The sequence below is a fragment of the Pelomicrobium sp. P1 genome (assembly GCF_052805615.1).
In genome coordinates this window covers 82,114-104,231 of sequence record NZ_JBRBEM010000015.1, presented here as the reverse complement: position 1 = coordinate 104,231, position 22,118 = coordinate 82,114, and the positions used below count along the sequence as shown (strand labels likewise).

Below are 22,118 nucleotides of genomic sequence, written 5' to 3'. Positions count from 1 at the left end.
GGTCATCTCCCAAAGATGCCCCAGCTTGGCTAGCCGGTAGAACCCCCGGACCCGGTACCCGACATGATGCACTTGCAAGGCGCTCCTCCCGCTTCGAAGGAGTGCCAAAGGTTTGTGAACTTATGCAGGCTGTTTTCCTTTCTCTGTCCGGCTTGGCAAGGCAGCCCGACGTTCCCAAGGGATACGCAGCCCGCTGCAAAAAAGCCTTGCCCTCACGGGTAACCAAAGCCGTTCGCCCTGAGCCGGTAGGGGGGGGATCAAAAACTATCAGATCAACGACTTGCTTTTTGCCGTTTTAACCCACGATGCCGCAAGCCCAGCAATCGCTGGTCGGCAGTGACCAGGGTCGCGCGATGCACAATTGCAGTGGCGGCGATAAACCGGTCTGCCGGATCGCCGTGCAGGCCAAGCTCCACCGAGAGCAGGGCAATGTCCCCGGTGAGAGCAAACTCATGGATCCCCGAGTCGAGCAGTAGAGCGCGCAGCACCGCAGGCGAATCGAAGAGTTCCAACCGCTTCTTGGCGGCAAGCAGCGCAATTTCCCAGAAGCTCACCGCCGAGACAGCGAGCATGCCGCTGCTGGCCGCTGCGTTGGCGATGGATCGACTGCGCCGGCCAAGGCGAGCGTCCTCCGTGGCGTACCAGACGACGGCGTGGGTATCGAGCAGCACCGTCACCGCAGGGCTTCCCAGTCCACATCAAGCGGGGAGATGATGTCGCCCTTGATCATTACTTTGCCTTTCCACACGCCTGCAGGCTGGCGCTCGCGCGAGGAATGCGCCCGTAGCTCGGCGACGGGCCTCCCGTTCTTCGTGATCAGGATTGGCCTGCCAGTGCGGGCGACTTCGTCCATCAGTGCCAGGCATTTGGCCTTGAATTCGGAAGCTTTGATGGTTTGCATGGGGCGTTTCCGTAGTTTGACCATGGACATGACCATGGTCATGGTAACACAGACCGAGCGCCGACGGTCGGCTTCGGACTTGCAGCGTGTGCCCGCAACCGGCCGGGGGATCGAGCGCCTGCCCTCTTGACCGCCGCCCGATTGCGAGTGAGAATGGTTATCGATAAGCCAGCCAATGCCCATCGGGCTTCCTGCCAGCCGGGCGCCAGCCAGCCAATCATCAAAGAGCACCGCCGGCCAAAGGCCAAGGCTTGCGGATACGTCACGGAAAAGGTGGCGGGCACACGATCGGCGTACCGGCGTTTCCATATCGGTTTTTTCCGCCCTAGCGCCGCTTCAATTGCCGCCGCCGCAACCAGGGCTGGGGGTCTTACCGTTTGCTCAAAGAAGCGCTCGACGAGCTGGTCGCCGCCTACCGCGATCTCCGGCGCATGCTGGCGCGGGAGCTGGGCGCCGAGCAGGCGGCCGATCTCGCCCAGGCGAGCGTGGAGCGGGTGCTCGCCCACGCTCGCGTCGCCGCGATCCGCTCGCCCAGGGCCTTCCTGTTCCAGACGGCCCGCAACCTCCAGGTGGATCATCATCGCCGGACCTCCTGTGTGCGCTGGGAGCCCCTGGAGGCCGAGGCCTTGGAGCACCGCGCGCCCGAGGCGGTCACCGTGGAGGCGACGCCGGAGCGACAAGTCGTGAACCAGGACCTGCTCGAGCGGGTGGCGGCGGCCATCGACGCGCTGCCGCCGCGATGCCGCGAAGCCTTCGTGCTGAACCGCATCCACGGGCTTCCCCATGACGAGGTCGCGCGGGCGCTGGGTATTTCCCGGAGCATGGTGGAAAAGCACGTGATGCGCGGGCTGCATGCCTGCCGGGCGCTTCTGGAGGACGAACGGCCATGACCCCGCTCAGCGACGCCGAACGGGCCCATGCCGACGCGCTTTTCGCCCACAGCCGCTGCGGCCGGCCTGACGAGGAGCGGGAAGCGGCCGCGGCCCTCGCCCGCTGGGCGGCGGGCAGCGCCGAACGCACCGGATACCTGCGCCGGCTGGAAGCAGCCAGCCGGCTGGTGGAGGCCGTCGCGCCGGCGCTCAAAGACCGCTATCCGCGCCGCGATGCCGTACCCTGGCGCCCTTGGGCGGAAGGGTGGTCATGGCTTGCCCGCGCGGCGGCGGCCTGTGCGGTGGCGGCGGTGTCCGTTGCCGCCTTCTGGTGGGTCGATCCGGTCGTGTCCCGGCTCGCCGTGGAGACGGGCGTCGGCGAGCGCAAGACGGTCGCGCTTCGGGATGGTTCCCGCGTCACCCTCAATACCGCGAGCCGGATCGAGGTGGCGCTGCGCTGGCGCTCGCGGGAAGCGACCCTCGCGGCCGGCGAGGCGCTTTTTGAAGTGGCGGCCGAGGAGCGGCCCTTCCGCGTCCTCGCCGGCAAGACGCGGGTGGACGTGGTGGGCACCACGTTCAACGTCCGGCGCGTGGGCGACGGTGCCCGGATAGCGGTGCTGGAGGGGCGCGTGAGCGTTCGCGCCGGCGGTGTGGAGGAGCCGGTCCTCGTCACGGCGGGGCAAGCCGTCGAGACCTCCGGGCAAGGGATCGCCGGGGGCCCTCGACCCGTCGATGCGGAGGCCGTGGTGGCCTGGCGGGAAGGGCGGCTGGTCTTCGACGACGTGCCCCTCGCCGAGGCGTTGGCCGAGGCCCAGCGGTACCGGAAAGCGCCCATAGTCCTGGCAGACGAGGCGGCGGGGCAGTTGCGGGTGACCGGCGCCTTTCCGGCGGCGGACCCGGACCGGCTGCTGCGGCTGCTGCCGGAGGCGCTGCCGGTGGACGTGCGGTTCCCGCCGGACGGAACGGCCCGGGTGTCGGCAAGGAAGGGCCGCCAGGAGCGACGCCCGTAGCAACCAATTCCCGGCCTCGTCCGGTGAGGAGCCTCGAAGGGCGGGCCCACGCGGCACCCGCATGAGGATTTTCAGCGGCCGTTCGTCTTTTTGGTGGAGGGGGTCGATAGCCTGCCCCACCGACCAGGGAGGCGAGCGTGTCGAAACAAGAATCTTGCGGTCTGGCTTGTCTGATTCGCGTGGCAGGGATCTTCTTGGGGTTGGTTTTCACCTGGTTGCCGCCCGCGGCGGCCCAGGCGCGCCCCGTGCCCATCGATCTTCCGGCCCAGCTCCTTTCCCAGGCGCTGGCGGCCCTGTCGAAGCAGGCGGGGGTGGAGATCATCGCGCAGGGAGAGCTGGTGGCCGGACGCCAGGCGCCGGCGGTCCGGGGGACCATGACGCCGTCGGCCGCCCTCGAGCGGCTGCTGGCGGGAAGCGGCCTGGAGGCGGTCCCTGCGCCGGGCGGCGGCTTCGTGGTGCGGCGGGTGGCGCAAGTTCCAGTGGAGGAGCAACGGTTGCCGGAAGTCACCGTCCGCGGGCGGGAGATCGTCGAAAGCGCCTTCGGCCCGGTTCCGGGTTACCGGGCATCGCGCTCCGCCACCGCCACCCGGACCGACGTCCCCATCGGGGAGACGCCGGCATCGATCCAGGTGATTCCCGATAGGTGATCGGGGACCAAGCGGCCCTCCGGCTTAACGACGTGTATCGCAACGTCAGCGGCGTCACCCCCGCCTACACCGGCAACAACGTGGCCGCCACGGAGGGGCCGATTATCCGCGGCTTCAGCGTCTTCAACACCTACTGGAACGGCTTCCGGCTGCGCGATCAATCGCCGTCGGTGCTGGCCAACGTGCAGCGGGTCGAGGTGCTCAAGGGGCCGGCCTCGGTGCTCTACGGGCAGCAGGAACCGGGCGGGCTGGTGAACCTGGTCACCAAGCAGCCGCTGGATGCGCCCTATCGCTCGATCGAGCAGCGGGTCGGCGGTTACGACTATTACGAGACGTTGTTCGATGTCGGCGCGCCGCTCAACGACGACGGCTCGCTGCGCTACCGCATCAACGGCTCGTACCAGAACGCTGGCTCGTTCCGCGACTTCGTGGACAACGAGCGTTGGTTCATCGCCCCGGTGCTGACCTGGAGGATCACGCCGCGAACGGAGTTCACGGTGGAGGGCGCCTACATGCACAACGATTTCCTGTGGGACAACGGCCTGGTGTTCAGCCCGGTGACGTTCGATCCTCCGTTCGAGCCGGTGTTGCCCATCGAGCGGTTCTTACAGGAGCCGGCCTTCCGCAGCACGCGCGAAGAGATCTTCGCCGGCTACCGGCTGATCCACGAGATCACCGAAAATTGGAAGGTGCGGCACATGTTTCTCTATCATCGTAATGAGTTCGACATCAACGCTTATCGTATCGGCGCAGTGACTTCGCCCGGTCCGGGACAAATCACCGTCAATCGCCGCTTCGACGGCACGGTGCCGACCGCGACGGAGTTCAGCGCCATCCTCGACACGATCTATAAGTTCGAGCTGGGATCCACAAAGCACGAGCTGCTGGCGGGCGTAGACCTCGGCCACGAACCGAGAGGCGGCAACACACAAAACGGCCTTCGCGAGAATTCCAATCGGCCCATTGACGCCTTCAACCCCGTCTATGGCGCGGTGCCAGCGGACTTCAGACAGACGAGCTTCTTTGCCGAGCGCACGTTTTTCGGCGCCTACCTGCAGGACCAGGTCTCGCTGCTCGACCGCCGGCTGCACCTGCTCTTGGGTGGGCGCTTCGACTACGTGGATCAGGAGTCGTTGTTTGTGGATCCTTTCTTTACCCCGCCTTCCGGCAGCGGCGGCGAGCGCCAGGACTCCGCTTTCACCTTTCGCGTCGGCGCGCTGTACAAGGCCACCTCCTGGCTGCACCCCTACTTCAGTTACAGCCAAGGGTTCGTCCCACCCGCCACCGTGACCGTCGGCCCGGTGGATCCGGAAACGAGCGAGCAGATCGAGCTCGGCTTCAAAATGCCCTTCTTCGGAGAGCGCCTGGTGGCCAGCCTCGCCGTTTATCAACTGACTAAAGACAACGTCATCGGCGACGCTAACAATGACGGCATCAGCGAAAACTTCGGCGAGCTGCGCAGTCGGGGCGTGGAGTTCGATCTGATCGGAGAAATTCACGCCGGTTTGAGCGTTATTCTCACCTATGCCTTCACGGACACCGAGGTGCTGCGCTCCACGACCCTGCCCATCGGCGCTCGTTTCATCGGCGTGCCGTTGCACATCGGCAGCGCGTGGCTCAAGTATGACTTTTCCCCAAGTACACCGCTCGGGGGCCTGTCCCTTGGCACGGGCCTATATCTCGTGGACTCGCGTCCCGGCAACAACGCCAACCTCTTCGAGGTGGACGGCTACGGGCGGTGGGACGCCTTCGCGCGCTACCGCTGGGAACTGAACGGTTCTCGTGTTCTGACGGCGCAATTGAACGTGCAGAACATTCTCGACAAGAGGTATGTCGAGACGGTAAGCAACCTGAGTTATCAGCCCGGCGCGCCGTTGAGTGTCATGGCTTCGCTCAGGCTCGAGTTCTGACTGACACGGTCGAGGAGAGATCGGCGAAGCTGGACGAGCGCTAAAAGCCGTGAAACAGGGCTGGTGGGGGCAAATTGGCGCCGATGCCAAACCGTCCGGGGGCGCCTTAGGGGGCGAAGATCTCTTGCAGTGTGGCCAGCGCTTTGGCCAGGGTTTCGCCTTTGACCGCTCCAAGGCGCTTGACCAGCCTGGCCTTGTCCAGGGTGCGAATCTGATCGAGAAGGATCAATCCACTCTTGCGCTTAAAGGCCACGGGAATGCGGAAGGGAGCCGGACGGCTGCCGGTTGTCATCGGTGCGACGATGACCGTTCGAAGATAGTCGTGCATCTCCGGCGGGGAAACGACGACGCAGGGACGGGTTTTCTTGATTTCGCTGCCCACCGTGGGATCGAGCGATACCAGCCAGATATCGCCCCGCTTTACCACGCGAGCTTCTCGTCGCCCTCGTTGACGAATTCGGGCCACACCAGCGCGTCGTCGCCCGTCTCCGAAAGCTCGCGGCTCGCTTCAGTCCAACCCTCCCGCGCCTTGCGCAGCGGCCGGCGCAACACCAGCGCGCCCCGTTCCACTGTCAATTCGACTTCGTCTTCGAGCCCGGCCTGAACAAGCAAGGGTTTGGGGACGATCACGCCTCGAGAGTTTCCTAGTTTCCGGATGACGGTTCTCATGCTGCCCCACGCGCCAAGCTTGAAGGATGTTGTAACAATGTTACAACAAGGACGACTCGCCGCCAATGGGGATGCTTGTGCACCGCTACGCGGGTCTGGCGATGGCGGCGTTGCTCATCGACTGGCGCTACCGGCAGCTTTCTCGCTTTCCTCCACGAGCGGGACGCGGCTATTGGCGAGCGCTTGTCGAGGTGTCGCCGCCCGGGACGAGGGCTTCTTGCCTTGACCGCGGCCGATGGATAAGTGAGAATCTTTCTCGTTCTCATGACCCGCCGCACTCCCTCCATCCCCGAAGGCCTCTCCCGCGGGCTCGCCGCGGTGTTGGCAGGCTACGCGCTGGCCTACGCCTTCACCGCTTTCGCCTCCCTCGCGTTGCCCATGCCGCGGGCCGAGGCGGTGGTGACGGGGAGCATGCTGTCCTTCGTGGTCTATCTGATCGCGGTGGTCTGGGCCTTTGCGGCCCGAAGCGCGGTTCGCGCGTGGGCGGGACTGCTGGCGGGATCGGCCCTGTTCGGCGCCGCCGCCCTGGGGCTCAAGTTCTGGCTCGATTGAGCGCGTCGATGTCCCCCGATTTCCGGCGGTCGATGGATTACCTGCACACCTGGAGCGGCGTGCTGTTCGGTGCGCTGCTGTTTCTCATTTTCTTCATGGGGAGCCTCTCGGTGTTCGACCGGGAGATCGACCGGTGGATGATGCCGGCGACCCGGCTGCCGGCGCCGGCCGGACCTGTGTCCATCGACCGGGCTGCGCTGCCCCATCTCCAGGCTCTCGCCCCGGATGCGACGTCCTGGTTCATCTACCATCCAAATGAACGCGAGCCGACGCTGCGCATTGGCTGGTCGCGACCCGGCTTCCCGTTTGCCATTCGCGACGTCGATCCGGTAAGCCACCGACTGCTGCCGGAAACCGGCAGTCCGGGCGGGACACGCTTTTTCTACCCCTTTCACTACAGCCTGCACTTGCGCTGGCTCGATCTCGGCATCTGGCTGGTGGGGCTCGCCTCCATGGCCATGCTGGCGGCCCTCGTCTCCGGCGTCGTCATCCACCGGCGCATCTTCAAGGACTTCTTCACCTTCCGTCCCCACAAACATGCCGGTCGGGCGGTGTTGGACCTGCACAACGTCACCTCGGTCCTGTGCCTCCCATTCCACTTCGCCATCACCCTTTCCGGGCTCATCATCTTCTACCTGATCTACATGAACGCCGGCCTCCACATCGTCTATGGCGGCGACCGGCAGGCCTATTTCAAGGAGGCCATGGGGCGCTACGAGCGGCCGGACGCGGGCGTCCTGGGACGGCTCGCATCCGTGGATGCCATGGTGGAGCAGGCCGTCCTTTTATGGGGCGACGCCAGGGTGCGGAGCGTCGCCATCCGCAACCCGAACGACGCCCACGCGGTGGTGGAGATCCGTCGCGAGCCCCACGACCGGGTGGCCTACGTCACCGACACGGTCTACTTCGACGGCGCCACCGGCGCGGTGCTCGCGCGCGAGTCCATGGGCCCGGCGATGCGGGCGCAGCGCTTCATTTCCGGGCTTCACTTCGTGGCCTTCGAGCACGGGTGGCTGCGCTGGTTGTACTTCCTCATGGGGCTGGCTTCCTGCGTGATGATCGCGACGGGGCTGCTCCTCTGGCTAGAAAAGCGGCGGTCCAAGCACGCGCCGTCCGTCGCCAGTGGTTGGAGGGTCGTGGAAGCCACTTCCTGCGCCGGCACCCTCGGGGTGCTCGTGGCGACGCTGGCCATGCTGGCCGCCAACCGGCTGCTGCCGGAAGCGCTGGCCGGACGCCTGCAGTGGGAGATGGGAGTGTTTTTCGCCGTCTGGCTGGCGAGCGGAGTGCACGCTTGGCGGGCCGCCCATCCATGGCGCGGTCAGACCTTGGCGGTGGCGGTCCTGGGCCTTGCGGTTCCGGCGCTAAACGGGCTCACCACGGGCGATCACTTGGTGAAAACGATCGCGGGCGGGCAATGGACGATCGCCGGCGTAGACCTGGTGCTCCTCGCGACGGGGTTCGTGGCGGGCATGGCATGGCGCAGGCTTCGGTTCCGCGCCCTCCGCCCCGAGCCCGCGACCCTTGCCTTCGGAGAGTCCCTCGTTCCGGAGGAGCGCTGAGGGCGTGCTGCTCGCCCTGGTTTTTCTTTGCGCCTATGCGGGGCTCGCGGCGTTTGCCTTCGCCATGCCTCGCCACCTTTCCCGGGCAACGGGTGCGGCCGCTCTCCCGGGGCGCTGGCGGTTCGCCTTACGCGGGGCGGGGGCCTTGCTGCTGGCCGGATCCCTCGCCGCTGCCGTCATCCGGGATGGCGGGGGGTTGGGTAGCCTCCTGTGGATCGCTGCCCTCGGCGCGGCGGGCCTGGCCCTGGTCCTGGTGCTCGCCTACTGGCCGCGGCTCGCCTACGTTTCGAGCTGGGCCTCGGCCGGCGCTACGGCGGCGCTGACCGTCGTGATGCTGGCGACCCGGGAATTCATCGGTTGACGGGCCAATGTAAACGCGTATAATTCTCATTACTTTGTTGAGCATCTGACCTGGGTGTCCGCACCACCTGGCTCCCAGTCCAGGAATAGGGGGGCGTTTGTCATGGAACCCATTCGGCCGACGATCGAGCCGCCGGAAACCGTGCGCGGCCTGCGCAACCGCTTGCGCCTTTTCGTCGCCTGGATGGCGTTTCTCGCCGCCGCGGCGGTGGTGGCGGCGGCCCTGCTGCCCATCGTGCTCGCGCTGTAGCTGTCGTCTCGCCGATTCCGTCGGGATTTCACCTTCGTAGCCAGCCATTCAGCATCGCGCTGAGTAGCCAGCCAACAACGACTGCTGCTCAGGGGGATTCTGCGATGCGTCTTCATTCCTGTTTGTCCTCGTGACGTCGTGCGGCCCCGCTGCGCGGGAGCCGCGTGGTCTTGCCGCGTGCCGAAAAAAGCGCGAGCGGTTTTCGTGCAACTGACGGCCAAACGGAAAGGAAGGGGAGTTGAATTGAACGGTTTGCGACGGCAACAGGTTGCCGCTGCCTGGGCGGCGGCGGGGCTAGCAAGCGTGGGAGTGGCGGCAGCCCAGCCCGCCGACGAGGGCGAGCGCGTGGGGACCCTCTCGGAGGTGGTGGTTTCCGCCACACGCGAGGAAGCGTCCATCGCCACCATTCCCGGTTCGGTCACGGTGGTGACGCGGGAGACCATCGAGCGGGAAGCGCGCAGCGGAAAGAACCTGGGGGACATTCTCGGAGAGCGGGTGCCCGGCCTCGCGCCCGGGAGCGACACCATCAGCAACTTCGGCCAGACGCTGCGGGGCCGCAACGTTTCGGTGCTGATCGACGGCGTGCCCCAGAACACCACGCGCAACGTCTCCCGCAACCTGGCCACCATCGACCCCGCCGCCATCGAGCGCATCGAGGTGGTCCGCGGCGCCACCGCCATCTACGGCGACAGCGCCACGGGCGGCGTGATCAACATCATCACCCGGCGCGCGAGCGGCAAACCCGCCGAGCTTGAGGCCAGTGCCGGGGCGAGCGTCTCGCTGACCCATCCCGGCGACAGCCTGGGCGTGTTCCTGCGGCCCCAGCTCTCGGGCCGTCACGGAGACGTGGACTACCTGCTCAATCTGGCCTTCGAGCGCACCAACGGGTTCTTCGACGCCCATGGCGAGCGCATTCCCCCCGATCCCCACGGCCAGGGGGGACTGGCCGACACGGATAGCTGGAACGTGCTCGCCAAGCTGGGCTACGCCATCGATCGCGACCAGCGCATCCAGCTCTCCATCGACCGCTACGACGCCGCCCAGGACACGGAGTTCGCATCCGACCCGGCGGTGAAGGCGTTTGCGCCGCGGACGGTGCGCTCCCGGGCGATCCCGGGGCTCGTGCTGGAAGATCCCCAGGATACCCGCAACACCATCGCCAACCTGGACTACCGCCACGGGGATCTGCTGGGTAACCGGGTCCATGCCCAGATCTTCCGTCGCGACTACTTCACCCGCTTCTTCCCCTTCGACGGCCGCGCGTTCGCCATTTTCGGCAACAGCATCTTTCAGTCGCGGCTGGAGTCGGAAAAGAGCGGCGGCCGGCTGGAGGTGGAGCGCAAACTCGAGGGCAGGCTCCCACTCAGCGTGCTGTGGGGGCTGGACTATACCGAGGAGGCCACGTCCCAGCCCGTCTCCCTCTTCGACCCGGCCGCATTCGACGCCAGCGGGGGGCTCGTGTTCCGCAAGACCGGGGACCGGGGCTGGGTGCCCGAGATCCGGCAGGACAACCTGGGCGTGTTCGCCCAGCTCGAGCTGCCCGTGGGCAGCCGGTGGCTCTTGCGCGGCGGCGTGCGCTACGAGCGGGTCCAGGTGGCGGTGGACGACTTCGTCACCCTGGCCGGGGCGTCCGTGCAGGGCGGAGAGCTGGATTTCGACGAGCCGTTGTTCAACATGGGTGCGGTGTACACCCTCACCGGCGCCCTGAGCGCCTATGTCAGCTTTTCCCAGGGATTCTCGGTGCCCGACATCGGCCTTACCCTGCGCGGGGCGCCCAACGGCGCGTCGGTGAACACCCTGCAGCTCGCGCCCCAGAAGGTAGACAACTACGAGATCGGCGTGCGTGGCGAGTGGGCTAACACCGCCGCTTCGCTAGCGGTGTATTACAACGAGTCGGAGCTGGGCGCTTTTTCGGGCGGCTTCAACCAGCCAGTGGTGCGGGCGCCCGAGCGGATCTACGGCCTCGAGGCCACCCTCGATCACCGCTTGTCGAAGCGCTGGAAGACCGGGGGCACGTTCACCTGGCTCGAAGGCGAGACCGATCCCGATCGGGACGGCCGTTACACCTATCTCAACAGCTTCCGCATTCCGCCGCCCAAGCTGACCGCCTATCTGGAGCATGCCACCACCGAGCGCTGGTTGAACCGCCTGGAAGTGCTCTACAGCGGCGAGCGCGACCGCTTCGGCGGAAGCACCGCCTTCGGGGAACGCCCGGTGGACGGCTACGTGACCGTAGACTTCTACAGCCGCTATCGGTGGGGCCGGGGGACGCTGCAACTGGCGGTGGAAAACCTCCTTAACGAAGACTACTTCGTGCGCGAGTCGCAACTGCTCCGCACCGGGGCCAACGACTCTTATACCGCCTCGCCCGGCACGATCTTGAGCGTATCCTATCTGGCGCGCTGGTGAGGGGAGGGCATTATTGAGCTTCCGGTAAATGGTTAGCAAATCGTTTACCGCAGCCTCCTCTCTCCCGGAGGGATAGAGGGACTGGATATCCTTTTCTCCCATTGGGGGAGAAGGAAGAGGAGGGGGAAGGAGAGAGGGCCGAGCGTCAAGCATTTAGAGGACGCTCGCTAAGGGCTGCCGTGGAAATCCCGGGCCGGGCCGCGCCGCTACCACAAAACTTTGACCCGATATTGCCTGAACACGGGGTCGTTGGTGACGATCGCGAGATTTTCCAGCCGGGCCTGGGCGATCAGCATGCGGTCAAAGGGGTCTCTGTGGGGTCCCGGGAGCTCACCCGCAACGCGCCCGTGCTCGACGGAAACGGCAAGCGGTTCGAAGCGAAAAGTGCGGATGAGCTCGTGCACGATGCTGCCCAGATCACGGTTCATCCTGAGCTTGCCCAAGCGGATTTTCGTCGCCATCTCCCATACACTGGCGGCGCTGAAAGCGACCCGGGCGTTCGAATCCTCAATGGCTGCCGCCGCCCGCGAGGAGAGTCTGGGATCCCCCTCCGCCCACCAGATCAACGCATGGGTGTCCAGAAGCACGTTCATCGCCGCTTTTGTTTGCGACGGACCTTTTGTTTCACGCGCAGCGGATCGCTTGAATGTCCCTCTTCCAGCTCCAGCAGCCAGTCTTCCGGCATCGGTTCGAAGAACCCCTCCGTGAGCACGAAGGTGCCCTTCAAGGCGCCGGGCTTGCGTGACGGCTTCTCGATCGGCGCCAGACGCGCCACGGGCTTGCCTGCCTTGGCGATGATCACCTCCTCGCCGGCGGCGACGGCCTCAAGCAAGCGGGAAAGGTGGGTCTTGGCTTGGTGAACGTTGACGACCGTCATGGTTGCCCGTTTACGTAAACTCGATGAAGTAGTCTAGAAGACTACTCTGACTTAGTCAAATGACTTAGTTCGAAAATGGTTTTCGTACAGTCCGCGCTGGCGATCCCGCTCGATGATGGCTTCGCTCGGCCATTCGGGTAAACGCCGATCGCGCGGCCCTTACTGGGGACGATTCTGCCTATCTTCGGCGTCCAGTTTGAGACGAAAATCGGACGCTTCGAGGACGAAGTCCTGGACATTCCGGAAGATGCGAAAGGCATGGCGATCGCCTGGGCGACCATCGCATGGTCCGCAGCCTGCGTCACAAGGCAGCCGCAGAAGGGGTCGAAAACAGGCCCAGCTCGAGCACCTGCAATGCCTGGAATGGGGCGAGATGTAAGGTTATTGCATCGGCAAGCCTCTCGTTGCCAGCATAAATATCCCCAGCTCGTCTGCCCGCCGTGGCAGCGCGGCGAGACCCCGTTTTTTCTGGAGGGCACCCGAGGGACTATGGCATTGGCCCGGCCCGCAGCCGCGCCCGTGCGCCAGCCCCTAGGAGTACAGATCTGTTGACTTGGACGGGGATATTGAGAATAATTCTTACTCCGTTTTAGGGGTTCTGCCAGCCAAAGGCTCTCCGCCGAGTAGCCAGCTCATGGGCCACGAGGCGTTTTGGAGGAGGGCCGATGGTATCCATTGCACTTGCATGCGCCGCCCAGGGCTATCGCTGGAGCCGGGCGCCACTTGTTCTCAGCCTCGCCCTGGCCTTTTGGCCAGGTTCCGCGGCCGCCCAGGCCGCGGAAGTTGCCCAGCCCAATCCGGGCGAAGGGGAGGCAATGCTGGAGGAAGTGACGGTCAAAGCACCGGGACCGGAGCGCTTCACCGTCGATCACGCTCCCGGGGTGACCCGGTCTCTGGTTCCTCTGCAAGATCTGCCTGCGTCCGTCAAAGTAATCCCCCGCGCCGTCATCGAAGAGCAGCAGGCCCTACGGCTCGATCAGGCGGTGAAGAATGTCTCGGGCGTCGTTTTTGTAGATGGTGGAGAGGGGACCACCTTCTCGAGCCGCGGCTTCGGCCTGACAACTCTGCGGGACGGTTTCCGGCGAACGGAATTCACCGAGGGTGACCTTAACCGGGCGGATCAGGACACCTACAACGTGGAGCGAGTGGAGGTGCTTAAAGGGCCCGCTTCGGTGCTGTTCGGGCGCAGCAATGCTGGCGGCATCGTCAACATCGTCACCAAGCGCCCGCTTCCCGTTCCCGTGGCGGCGGTGACGCTGAATGCGGGCAGTTTCGACCTGTATCGTGCCACCGTCGATCTCGGGGGTGCCTTGTCTCCAGAGGGCGGGTTCGCGGCGAGGCTCAACGCCGGGTTGGAAGACGCGGAAAGCTTCCGTGATCTGGTGGAGTCCCGGCGGAAATTGGCCGCACCCGCCTTGGCGTGGCGCCCCGATGCCCAGACGACCTTGACGCTTTTGGGGGAATTCGTCACGGTCGAAGAAACCCCGGATGTTGGTGTTCCGCGCCAGGGCAATGGCGTCGTCCCCGGGGTTCCCCTTGATCGCTTTCTCGGCGAGCCCTCCACCGATTTCCTCCGCTCGGAGGTCCGGGAGGGAAGGCTTCTTTTCGAGCGGGGCATGGGGGAGTGGTCCTTGAAAGGGGCTCTCCTTAGGGCGACCATCGAGAACGACGAGTTTTTTACCCGAGGCGCATCTTTGCAGGCGGACGGCCGCACCCTCAACCGATCCATCATCGTGTCTGGGTTTCGCTCCGATGACGTGATGGGGCAAGTGGAGGTAGCAAAAAAACTATCTCTTGCCGGAAAGGATCACCATGTGACGCTCGGGATAGACGCAGGCCAGCGGGAGACCGACTCCCGCTTTAGCTCCGCCCCTGCTAACCCGATCGACATTTTCGAACCCGTCTACGGCAACACCGGGGCGACGGGCAGCTTTTTCGTCTTCCGCCAGACGCTCAAGCAGGATCTGCTGGGGGCGTTTGCCCACGATGTCATTTCCCTCGCTCCTCGCTGGAAACTGGCCCTGGGCTTGCGCTACGACCGCTTCAAGCAGGAACCTCTGCCCGGCAACCCGCAAGCGCTTCCGACCCGCACCTTCGAGCGCTTCAGCCCCCGGGCAGGCCTGGTCTATCAACCGACGAAAGCCGTGAGCGGGTATTTGGTTTACGACCGCTCTTTTCAGGTGCCGAACGGTTTTCCCTTGCGCTTCGATGGCCAGCCCCTGGAGCCCCAGCGGGGCATCCTTCACGAGGCCGGAGTGAAGATTCTTTGGTGGGAAAACGCCCTTTCCACCACGGCTGCCGTGTATCGGATCGAGCGGACCAACGTGGGAACTCGGGATCTGGACCATCCTGGGTTCCAGATAGCGGTCGGCGAGCAGCGCAGCCAGGGTTTCGAATTCGACGTGGCCGGGGAGCTGGCTACCGGCTGGAAGCTGATCGGCGGCTACGCTTATACCGAAGCGGAGGTGATCCGGGATAACAGCGTGCCCGCAGGCAAGACGCTGCCCGGCGTGCCGCGCCATGCGGCGAGCCTCTGGGCGAGTTACCAGCAACCGCAAGGGCCGTGGCGCGGCCTCGGCTTCGGGCTGGGGCTCCAGTACCTGAGCGAGCGGCAAGGCGATCTCAACAATACGTTCCAGGTACCCGCTTTCGCACGCCTGGACGCGGCGATTTTCTACAAGAGTCGCCACTGGACGGCCCGGCTCAACATTTACAACGTAGCTGACCGGGACATCCTGTTGAACCCCACTCGTTCGGGGTTTTTCAGGCCCGACGCGCCGCGCACCTTCCTCGCTACCGTCGAGTTGAGACTGTAGCGATGCGCCGATTTCTGTACCGGCTGCACCTTTACGCTGGGCTGGTGCTCGGCCTGGCGGTCGCTCTCGTCGGGCTGACGGGCAGCGCCGTGGTGTATCGACCGGAAATGGAGCGCATACTTCACCCCGAGTGGTACGAGTTCTCGGTTGGGGAGCGACGCCAGTCCCTCGACGCCCTGGTTCCACCCGCGGTTGCGGCTTATCCCGGTGCTCCTCCCCGCTTCGTGTCCGTGGACTTGCCCCAGGCGCCGCACGAGCCTTTGAAAGTGGTCATGAAGGATTTCGGCCGGGAGGGGGCGCCCTGGTGGCGGGTTCACGTGAATCCCTACACGGGCGAGATCCTGGCCTCGTTCGACCCGGAAAAGACGGTGACGGGTTTCCTGTTACACCTCCATGCCAACTGGCTCACGGGAGAGCATCGGTGGGGAGAGCAGGGGGTGGGGTCGGTGGGAATCGTGCTGCTGGTTTTGTGCGCGACGGGCCTGGTGCTGTGGTGGCCCGGCTGGCATCGCCTGGGCCAGGGACTGCGGATCCGCGCCGGCAAGGGCAGGAGCATTTTCCATGGCGACCTGCACCGGGTGCTCGGCATCGTTTTCGTCGCCCCTCTGTTTCTGATCGCCCTTACCGGCATAGTGCTGGTTTTCCCCGAATACACCCGGGGAATCGTCATAAGAGCACTGGACGTGCCACAGACACCGCGAGCGCCGCAGGTCAACATGGCGGGCCGCCAGATTTCGCTCGAGGCGTTAAAAGCCTTGATCCAGAAGAAGTTTGCCGAAGCGAGGGTTCTGGCAATCCAGTTGCCTTCCCCGGATGCCGGGCATTATACGGTGCGGCTGCTCCAGCCGGGCGACGAACGTCTCAGATACGGAGGCGGCGCGAGCCTTTTGGTTCGGGTGGAAGCGGCGACAGGGCGGGTCGTTCAAATCCTCGACTGGAGGAGCGTGCCACTTGCGACCCGAGTTTTGTTTTCATGGATATTCCCCACCCATACCGGCGACATCGCCGGCGCGGGCGGCCGGCTGATCGCCTTCGTCTCCGGGCTGGTACCGTTCTTTTTATGGGTCACCGGCTGGATCGTCTGGTACCTCCGCCGTGCCCAAAGGCAGAGGACGACTTTCCGTACAGCCCGTGCCGGCGGTGCCACTCGATAATGGCCTCGTCCGGCCATTGCGCGAAATGGCGATTGCGCGGCCCTGGGCGCGGCACCTCCACCCACGGCGCGGCATGATCCAGCATCATGTGTATTCGCTCGGGTGGCTTGGGAAGCGGCGTGTCGATGCTCGAAGCAAACGGATAGACCCACTGGGGCCAGCGCGGATCCCAAACGTAGAGGCCGCTGCCGCAAAGGGCGCAGAAGTGGCGCCGCGCCGGACTGCGCACGAGCTTTCCCGGTCGCTCGGGATCCTCGATTTTCGCCCGATAGATCTTCATGTTCGCTTTTCCCGTCACACGCAGGGTGGCGGTGAGCCCCATGATGTTGATGGCGTATCCGCCTCCGCCCTGGGTCTTGCGACAGATGCTGCAATAGCAGCGCAGGTAGGGATAGGGCGTGCGGGATTGGAGGGAGAAGGTCACGGCTCGGCAGTGACAAGAGCCTTCGAGCTTCACGGGGTACCTCCGATCGCTGAATCGCCGGCGGGCGGGAGACCGGCCGCGACGCCGGGAACTAGCGGGCCCGTCGGAGAGGGCGGGCTGGCTCGCGGGAACGCGAACCCCCGCCCGACGGGGCCCGCGCGCCGGGCTACATCTGGGATTGCAGGTAATTCTGCAGCCCGAGCTTGTCGATCAGCTCGAGCTGGGTCTCCAGCCAGTCGATGTGCTCTTCCTCGGAGTCGAGGATGTCTTCGAACAGCTCCCGGCTGATGTAGTCCCCCACGCTCTCACAGTAGGCGATGGCCGCCTGCAGGTCGGGCCGCGCGGCCCGTTCCAGTTGGAGGTCGCATTTCAGGGCCTCCGGCACGTTTTCCCCGATCATGAGCTTGCCCAGGTCCTGGAGGTTGGGCAGCCCCTCCAGGAACAGGATGCGCTCCATGAGCTTGTCGGCGTGCTTCATCTCGTCGATGGACTCGTTGCGTTCGTGCTCATAGAGCTTGTGCAACCCCCAGTTCTCGAACATCTTGGCGTGGAGGAAGTACTGGTTGATGGCGGTGAGCTCGTTGTAAAGGACCTTGTTGAGGTGCTCGATGACCTTGTTATCGCCTTTCATGGCAGCCTCCGCGATTTTTGAGGTTCTTGAAAGCCCTCGACGGGCAAGCGGGCGGAATCGAGCGGCCACAGCCCCGCCGGGGCGCGTGCTGACTTTCTAGGCTAGCACCGAGCCCTCGGATCGGTAAAGCGGGAACGGGGGTTCAGGAGGAGGCGGGAGCGAAATACGGGCAGCCGCTGCGGGTGCATTCCTGGAGGATCTCCTCCACCGTCCGTGTGCACCGGCCGCAGCAAGTGGCTGCCCCCAGGGTTTCCTGCAGCTCCTCTAGGGACGCCGCCCCCAGCTCCACGCACTGGCGGATTTCCCGATCGGTGATGGCGTTGCAAACGCAGACGTACATGGCGCTTGTCCTAATTGCGAATCATTATCACTCTGTCGGTCTGGAATTGCAAGCGCCTTTTTCCAGGAGTGAGCTGCGCCGGATGGCGCCCTCTTGGCCGTTCCAAGCAGGGGTCCAAGCCCCGATATGGGCCGGGGGTTGCCAATCTAAACAGTAATAATTATCATTTATTGCATGGACTCGGCGCTGCGCTTTGCGGTAGTCCGCCGTGGTTCATACAGCCAGCCACCCCTTTCGGCGGCAGCCAGCCGGTTGCTCAATCAGGAATCACTGCGTGGAGCAGGTCTGCCCGCAGCGGCTCTTCCGGTCAACGGTGTCCTCGACGGACCCTTGGTTTCCTGGCCCGCCTGTCGGTCGAGGACTTTCCCGGTCGCCGCTTCTCCCGCGGGCCTGTCCATCGAGGAGGTGGCCATGGCAATCCGAAAGTATCTTCACGTGGGCCTGGGTTTGGCGCTGGCGTTTTCCCAGACGATGGGAGCGAGTTCTGCGCGGGCGGAGGATGGCGAAGCGCTGGAGCCGGTGCTTGAGCCTGTGTCGGTGACCGCGACGCGAAATCCCATCGACCCGTTCGAATATCCCGGCATGGTGACCGTGCTTGAGCCAGAGGGGCTGAAGACGCGCCAGGCATCGACGCCGGACGACCTTTTGAAAGGGGTGCCCAACGTAGAGTTCACCGGTGGGCCGCGGCGTACCGGGGAGGTACCCAGCCTCCGCGGATTTTCCGGCCCCGACGTGATCATCACCCTCGACGGCGCGCGCCAAAACTTCGATTCCGGCCACGACGGGCGCTTCTTTATCGATCCCAGCTTGGTGCGGGACGTGGAAGTGCTGCGCGGTCCGGCCTCTTCCCTTTACGGTAGCGGCGGCATGGGCGGCGTGATCGCTTTCCGCACGGTGCGGGCCGAGGACTTGCTCGCGCCTGGGGAAAAAGTGGGAATGACCCTCTCGGGCGGTTACCAGTCCGTCAACCGGGAGAGGCTCGGGACCGTAATCGCCTATGGGCGGCCGGGCGCTGGCCTGGACTTGCTGGCGAGCGTGACCCGGCGAGCCTCTGGTGCGATCAAGCTGGGCGACGGAAGCGAGCTGGACCGCACGGACGACGATATCGTGGCCGGACTGGCGAAGGCCGGATGGCGCTTCGACAGGCATCAACGCTTCGAAGCGTCGTTCCAGCGGTTTAGCAACGAGGCCCAGGAGCCCAACAACGGGCAAGGAACCGGAAGCGGCGGCTTGGTCGAGAAGGATATCCGAGCCGATAACCTCCGCTTCGCCTACGGGTACAAGAACCCGGCGAATCCGTGGATCGACCTCGACCTTGTGCTCTACCGCACCGAATTCCGAGTAGACGAACTGCGGCTCGACGACCAGGGCACGGGACCCCGAGGAGAGCTTCTCAAGCGGGACGTGGACACGCTGGGATTGCGTTTGGATAACCGCTCGCGGGTGAAGCTCCCCGGCGCAATCCAGGTGACCTTTACCTATGGCGGCGAAGCCTACCGAGACCGGCAGGACGGTGGGGCCGGCCCGGGAGAGCGGGATGGCGTCCCCGACGCCGAAGCCGACTTCGCTGGCGTGTTCGGGCAGACCGAGATCCGTATACCCCGGCCCCTGGGTGTTGTTCCCGGCGAGGTGCTCCTCATCCCTGGGCTGCGCTATGACCATTACCGGTCTGCGAGCCCGATTGCCGGAGGCACGGAGGACCGGGCCCTTTCACCGCGCCTCGGCGTGAGCTATCTGCCGACCCCGTGGTCGCTCCTTTTCGCCCACTACGGCGCGGCGTTCCGGGCCCCCACCGTCAACGAGCTGTTCCCGAACGGGGTGCATTTCCGCATTCCCATCGGTCCTGGCGTGACCAACCGCTTCGTCCCGAACCCCGATCTGGCGCCGCAGCGCACCCGCACCTTAGAGTTGGGCGCGGGCCTGGACTTCAGAGACGTTTTGGGGCAAAGCGATCGGTTGCGGCTCAAAGCAGCCCATTTCCGCATTCGGGGGGAGGATTTCATCGACCTGGAAGTCGTTCAGCCCAGGCCTTTCGTCGACTGCAATCCGTTCATCCCGGGCGCCTGCGACGGCACCACCCGGGCCGTCAACGTGGCCGATGCCAGGCTTTGGGGCAACGAGATCGAGGCGTCCTACGAAAATCGCCGCCTGCGCGCGGGCCTCGGGTTTTCCACAATCGACGGTGAAAACCGGCGCAGCGGGGAAAAGCTGGGGGTGCTGACGCCTCCGCGCCTAGCGCTGGACGTGGCGCTTAAGCTCGCCGGGCTCGACGCCCTGGCCGGCTGGCGCATGCTCGCCGCCGGGGAGTTCGATAAGGTGAACAACCCCGCCGATCGGCGGGGCGGCTACGCGGTCCACGACTTCTATTTCGTCTGGACTCCGCGTGAGGCTTCCATCAAAGGCCTGCGCATCGACCTCGGCGTCGACAATGCTTTCGATAAGGCCTACTCCCGCGTCTTTACCGGCGCCCTTGAGCCCGGGCGCAATTTCAAGGCCCGGATCGCTTATACGTTCTGATCGTCGAGGGGCATCCGCGATGGGATGGCCGAGAAGCTTCTGGAAACACGGCCGAGTCGCACTGGTGTTGTCCGCCTTGGTGCCAGCGGCTTTGGCGGACGCCGCTCATGGGTGCAGTGCTCAACGCGGCGGGCCTGCTAGCGATTGGGGAACTGGTTTCCTAGTCATCGCACCGGATCGGGGCTTCGCCGGGAATGAGGAAATCCGAGAAGCGTTCGAGACCTTTGCTAAAGGGCGCAACGCCGCGCTCGCTTTCGTGACCGACGAACGCACTGCCGGGAACTTGCAAGGGGCGCTCCAAGCGCTCGCCCAAAACGGAGCCCGGCGAGCGGTGGCGTTGCCGCTCTTCATCTCTCGAGCCGAGCCCCGCTGGGTGTTGGCGGCCCGCCTGCTGGACTCGGGAGCCCTGGGTCCGCTCCCGGTGTCGGTCGGTAGAGCCTTCGGAGAAAGCTATCTGGCGGTGGAAGCGTTGGCCGACCGCTTTCGCGCGATCCGGGCGCCGGCGGGCCGTAGAGTCGTCGTGGTGGGCTACGGTGCGATGGACGCCGAAACGCGCCGGAGCATGACCGCCGACTGGCAGCGCATCGCCGAGCGCGCCGCCGAAGGCTTAGGCTTTGCTTCGGTGCGGAGCGTGGTGTGGCACGAGCGCAAGGCGCCCGAGCAGGCGACGCGCCAGGCGGAGTCTGAGCGCCTGCTGGCGGAGGCGGTGGCGAGCGATGCCGTGGTGATACCGTTTCATTTCGGCCGGAAACTCGACAGCATGATGTCGTTTGAGGCCGAACTGGCACATGCCCTTCCACCGGGTGCCGAGCTGCTGCCCGAAGTGGCAAGTCCTGACCTCTTGATCGCTGCCTGGATGTCCCAGGAGGCCAACCGTCATGTTCCCCTCAAGGCCGAAGATCTCGGCATCGTCATTCTCGCCCACGGAGCGGATTATCACTGGAACGAGACGATGCGCCACTCGGTCCGGTCGTTGGAAGACCGCTACAAACTGGAATTCGTGTTTTCCATGGCAGACCAGCCGTTGATCGAACGGGCAGTGGAGCGGCTCGAGCGTCGCGCGGTGCGGGCCATCGTGATCGTGCGGGTATTCGGGCTTGCCTCGGCATTTCGCGACGCGGTGGAAAGGATGATCGGATGGGACGTGGAGCATAGCGCTCCAGACGACCTGGGCCGTTCTGGGGCAGACCATGGGCACGACGACGACGGCAACGGTGGCGCCTACGCCCACCACCACGGACACGGGGGCGCGCGGGCGCATCCCCGCGCCCGCATCCGAGCTGCCGTCCCCATGGCCACGGCCGGCGGCCTGGAGGACGATTCCCTTTTCGCCGAGGCGTTGCTCGACCGGGCGAAAGCGCTGTCGCGGGAGCCTTCCCGGGAGACGGTGATCCTGGTGGCCCACGGCTCCGGCGACGACGCGGCCAACGCCCACTGGCTCGAGGTGCTGGACTCCCTCGCCCGCCAGATCAAGGCGCGCGGCGGCGAGGGATTCCGCGCCGTTCGGGTGGCCACCTGGCGGGAGGACTGGCCGGAGAAGCGTGCACCGTGGATCGAGCGGGTGAGGGAAATGGTGAAAGAGGCAACCCGCGACGGGGGGCGGGCGCTCGTCATCCCCGCCCGCACCAACGCCCAGGGACACGAGCGGGAGTTTCTTGCCGGGCTCGAGTTCGAGCTGGGAGAGGGTTTTGCGCCTCACCCACTGTTCGCGCGGTGGGTGGAAAAGCAGATCCAGGCCGGCGCCGCATCGTTGCGAGGGAATCATATCTGGCCAACCCCGTGAAGCGCCTGCGCGCAGCGATGATGTCTCCGGGCAAGCATTCTCCGGGGCCTTTACGGGCGCTCAATCCGCCAGCTTTTGTACCCCCTGCGCCCGCTGCAAGCGCTTGTCGAAGGTGACGAGCGGGCAATCCTGGGCTCGGGCCTCCGCCAGGATCAAGTCATCGGCGAAGTCCGCCGATCCGGTCTTATAGCAGGTGCACCCTACACCGTGTAGGGTGATCGGGGCGCGCCGAGGGCGGGCGAGGTCACCTCGTACCGATCTCGTCGGAGGCCATGGGCCGCCGTACCAGGGCCAGCAGAGCGAACGTGAAGGCGGAAGCGCCGAGCGACAGAATGCGGGACGTTCGGCGCCCGGCCGGCGACAGACGCTGTACCACCTGGCCCGCGCCCACGTGGGGGTTCCTGATCATAGAGCCGCCGGGCGCGGAGCAGGGTTAACGT

General features: G+C 65.3%; 23 protein-coding genes. 13 read left to right on the top strand and 10 right to left on the bottom strand.

The genetic code is table 11. The annotated features are described in order from the left end of the window. Positions 1 to 272: 272 nt before the first annotated feature. Both ACUVYZ_RS14350 and ACUVYZ_RS14345 read right to left on the bottom strand, forming a co-directional pair. Positions 273 to 677, bottom strand: a complete 405-nt coding sequence (locus tag ACUVYZ_RS14350; RefSeq protein ID WP_439935024.1) for a type II toxin-antitoxin system VapC family toxin — start codon at positions 675 to 677, stop codon at positions 273 to 275. Beyond that, the gene (locus ACUVYZ_RS14345; RefSeq protein ID WP_439935025.1) at positions 674 to 901 is read right to left on the bottom strand and encodes a type II toxin-antitoxin system Phd/YefM family antitoxin; all 228 of its coding nucleotides are present in this window, start codon (positions 899 to 901) and stop codon (positions 674 to 676) included. Before ACUVYZ_RS14345 ends, ACUVYZ_RS14350 begins: the two co-directional genes overlap by 4 nt. Positions 902 to 1,278: 377 nt before the next feature. On the opposite strand from ACUVYZ_RS14345, the gene ACUVYZ_RS14340 reads away from it, so the two are divergent. From ACUVYZ_RS14340 to ACUVYZ_RS14325, 4 genes are all read left to right on the top strand, one after another. Beyond that, positions 1,279 to 1,791 (top strand): sigma-70 family RNA polymerase sigma factor, encoded by a 513-nt coding sequence (locus ACUVYZ_RS14340; protein WP_439935026.1) that lies wholly within the window; start codon positions 1,279 to 1,281, stop codon positions 1,789 to 1,791. Further along, positions 1,788 to 2,780, top strand: coding sequence for a FecR family protein (locus tag ACUVYZ_RS14335; RefSeq protein ID WP_439935027.1), 993 nt, complete (start codon positions 1,788 to 1,790; stop codon positions 2,778 to 2,780). Before ACUVYZ_RS14340 ends, ACUVYZ_RS14335 begins: the two co-directional genes overlap by 4 nt. 194 nt (positions 2,781 to 2,974) lie before the next feature. Beyond that, complete coding sequence (locus ACUVYZ_RS14330; RefSeq protein WP_439935028.1) at positions 2,975 to 3,427, top strand: STN domain-containing protein; 453 nt, start codon at positions 2,975 to 2,977, stop codon at positions 3,425 to 3,427. Further along, entirely contained in the window at positions 3,424 to 5,337 is a 1,914-nt protein-coding gene (locus tag ACUVYZ_RS14325) for a TonB-dependent siderophore receptor (RefSeq protein WP_439935029.1), read from the top strand. The genes ACUVYZ_RS14330 and ACUVYZ_RS14325 overlap by 4 nt, the downstream gene beginning before the upstream one ends. Before the next feature lie 106 nt (positions 5,338 to 5,443). Here ACUVYZ_RS14325 and ACUVYZ_RS14320 read toward each other — a convergent pair whose 3' ends face one another. Then, on the bottom strand, positions 5,444 to 5,764 hold the full coding sequence (locus tag ACUVYZ_RS14320; RefSeq protein WP_439935030.1) for a type II toxin-antitoxin system PemK/MazF family toxin: 321 nt from the start codon (positions 5,762 to 5,764) through the stop codon (positions 5,444 to 5,446). After that, positions 5,758 to 6,006 (bottom strand): AbrB/MazE/SpoVT family DNA-binding domain-containing protein, encoded by a 249-nt coding sequence (locus ACUVYZ_RS14315; protein ID WP_439935031.1) that lies wholly within the window; start codon positions 6,004 to 6,006, stop codon positions 5,758 to 5,760. Before ACUVYZ_RS14315 ends, ACUVYZ_RS14320 begins: the two co-directional genes overlap by 7 nt. Before the next feature lie 264 nt (positions 6,007 to 6,270). Between ACUVYZ_RS14315 and ACUVYZ_RS14310 the strand changes: the two genes are divergently transcribed. From ACUVYZ_RS14310 to ACUVYZ_RS14290, 5 genes are all read left to right on the top strand, one after another. Beyond that, entirely contained in the window at positions 6,271 to 6,558 is a 288-nt protein-coding gene (locus tag ACUVYZ_RS14310; RefSeq protein WP_446033078.1) for a DUF3649 domain-containing protein, read from the top strand. An 8-nt stretch (positions 6,559 to 6,566) separates the two neighbouring features. After that, complete coding sequence (locus ACUVYZ_RS14305) at positions 6,567 to 8,117, top strand: PepSY-associated TM helix domain-containing protein (protein WP_439935033.1); 1,551 nt, start codon at positions 6,567 to 6,569, stop codon at positions 8,115 to 8,117. Between the two features lie 4 nt (positions 8,118 to 8,121). Then, positions 8,122 to 8,478 carry a DUF3325 family protein gene (locus tag ACUVYZ_RS14300; RefSeq protein ID WP_439935034.1) on the top strand — a complete coding sequence of 119 codons (357 nt, stop codon included), beginning with the start codon at positions 8,122 to 8,124 and terminating at the stop codon, positions 8,476 to 8,478. Between the two features lie 102 nt (positions 8,479 to 8,580). Further along, positions 8,581 to 8,727: a hypothetical protein gene (locus ACUVYZ_RS14295; RefSeq protein ID WP_439935035.1), complete on the top strand. Its 147-nt coding sequence runs from the start codon at positions 8,581 to 8,583 to the stop codon at positions 8,725 to 8,727. A 243-nt stretch (positions 8,728 to 8,970) separates the two neighbouring features. Further along, a complete protein-coding gene (locus tag ACUVYZ_RS14290) occupies positions 8,971 to 11,136 on the top strand; it encodes a TonB-dependent receptor (protein WP_439935036.1) in 2,166 nt (721 codons plus the stop codon). 206 nt (positions 11,137 to 11,342) lie between these two features. Here ACUVYZ_RS14290 and ACUVYZ_RS14285 read toward each other — a convergent pair whose 3' ends face one another. After that, positions 11,343 to 11,729, bottom strand: coding sequence for a type II toxin-antitoxin system VapC family toxin (locus tag ACUVYZ_RS14285; RefSeq protein ID WP_439935038.1), 387 nt, complete (start codon positions 11,727 to 11,729; stop codon positions 11,343 to 11,345). Beyond that, the gene (locus ACUVYZ_RS14280) at positions 11,726 to 12,013 is read right to left on the bottom strand and encodes a type II toxin-antitoxin system Phd/YefM family antitoxin (protein WP_439935039.1); all 288 of its coding nucleotides are present in this window, start codon (positions 12,011 to 12,013) and stop codon (positions 11,726 to 11,728) included. The genes ACUVYZ_RS14285 and ACUVYZ_RS14280 overlap by 4 nt, the downstream gene beginning before the upstream one ends. Before the next feature lie 665 nt (positions 12,014 to 12,678). On the opposite strand from ACUVYZ_RS14280, the gene ACUVYZ_RS14275 reads away from it, so the two are divergent. Next, positions 12,679 to 14,829 (top strand): TonB-dependent siderophore receptor, encoded by a 2,151-nt coding sequence (locus ACUVYZ_RS14275; RefSeq protein ID WP_439935040.1) that lies wholly within the window; start codon positions 12,679 to 12,681, stop codon positions 14,827 to 14,829. Positions 14,830 to 14,831: 2 nt separating this feature from the next. Beyond that, the gene (locus tag ACUVYZ_RS14270; RefSeq protein ID WP_439935041.1) at positions 14,832 to 15,983 is read left to right on the top strand and encodes a PepSY-associated TM helix domain-containing protein; all 1,152 of its coding nucleotides are present in this window, start codon (positions 14,832 to 14,834) and stop codon (positions 15,981 to 15,983) included. Here ACUVYZ_RS14270 and ACUVYZ_RS14265 read toward each other — a convergent pair. The 3 genes from ACUVYZ_RS14265 to ACUVYZ_RS14255 form a co-directional block, all read right to left on the bottom strand. Then, complete coding sequence (locus ACUVYZ_RS14265) at positions 15,895 to 16,440, bottom strand: GFA family protein (protein ID WP_439935042.1); 546 nt, start codon at positions 16,438 to 16,440, stop codon at positions 15,895 to 15,897. The two genes, ACUVYZ_RS14270 and ACUVYZ_RS14265, sit on opposite strands and share 89 nt — an antisense overlap. A 133-nt stretch (positions 16,441 to 16,573) precedes the next feature. Next, a complete protein-coding gene (bfr, locus tag ACUVYZ_RS14260; protein ID WP_439935043.1) occupies positions 16,574 to 17,038 on the bottom strand; it encodes a bacterioferritin in 465 nt (154 codons plus the stop codon). Positions 17,039 to 17,180: 142 nt separating this feature from the next. Then, a complete protein-coding gene (locus ACUVYZ_RS14255) occupies positions 17,181 to 17,378 on the bottom strand; it encodes a (2Fe-2S)-binding protein (RefSeq protein WP_439935044.1) in 198 nt (65 codons plus the stop codon). A 411-nt stretch (positions 17,379 to 17,789) separates the two neighbouring features. On the opposite strand from ACUVYZ_RS14255, the gene ACUVYZ_RS14250 reads away from it, so the two are divergent. Beyond that, complete coding sequence (locus tag ACUVYZ_RS14250; RefSeq protein WP_439935045.1) at positions 17,790 to 19,895, top strand: TonB-dependent receptor domain-containing protein; 2,106 nt, start codon at positions 17,790 to 17,792, stop codon at positions 19,893 to 19,895. 331 nt (positions 19,896 to 20,226) lie between these two features. Beyond that, on the top strand, positions 20,227 to 21,678 hold the full coding sequence (locus tag ACUVYZ_RS14245; protein WP_439935046.1) for a CbiX/SirB N-terminal domain-containing protein: 1,452 nt from the start codon (positions 20,227 to 20,229) through the stop codon (positions 21,676 to 21,678). A 244-nt stretch (positions 21,679 to 21,922) separates the two neighbouring features. Here ACUVYZ_RS14245 and ACUVYZ_RS14240 read toward each other — a convergent pair whose 3' ends face one another. Next, on the bottom strand, positions 21,923 to 22,087 hold the full coding sequence (locus ACUVYZ_RS14240) for a hypothetical protein (RefSeq protein ID WP_439935047.1): 165 nt from the start codon (positions 22,085 to 22,087) through the stop codon (positions 21,923 to 21,925). Positions 22,088 to 22,118: the final 31 nt, after the last annotated feature.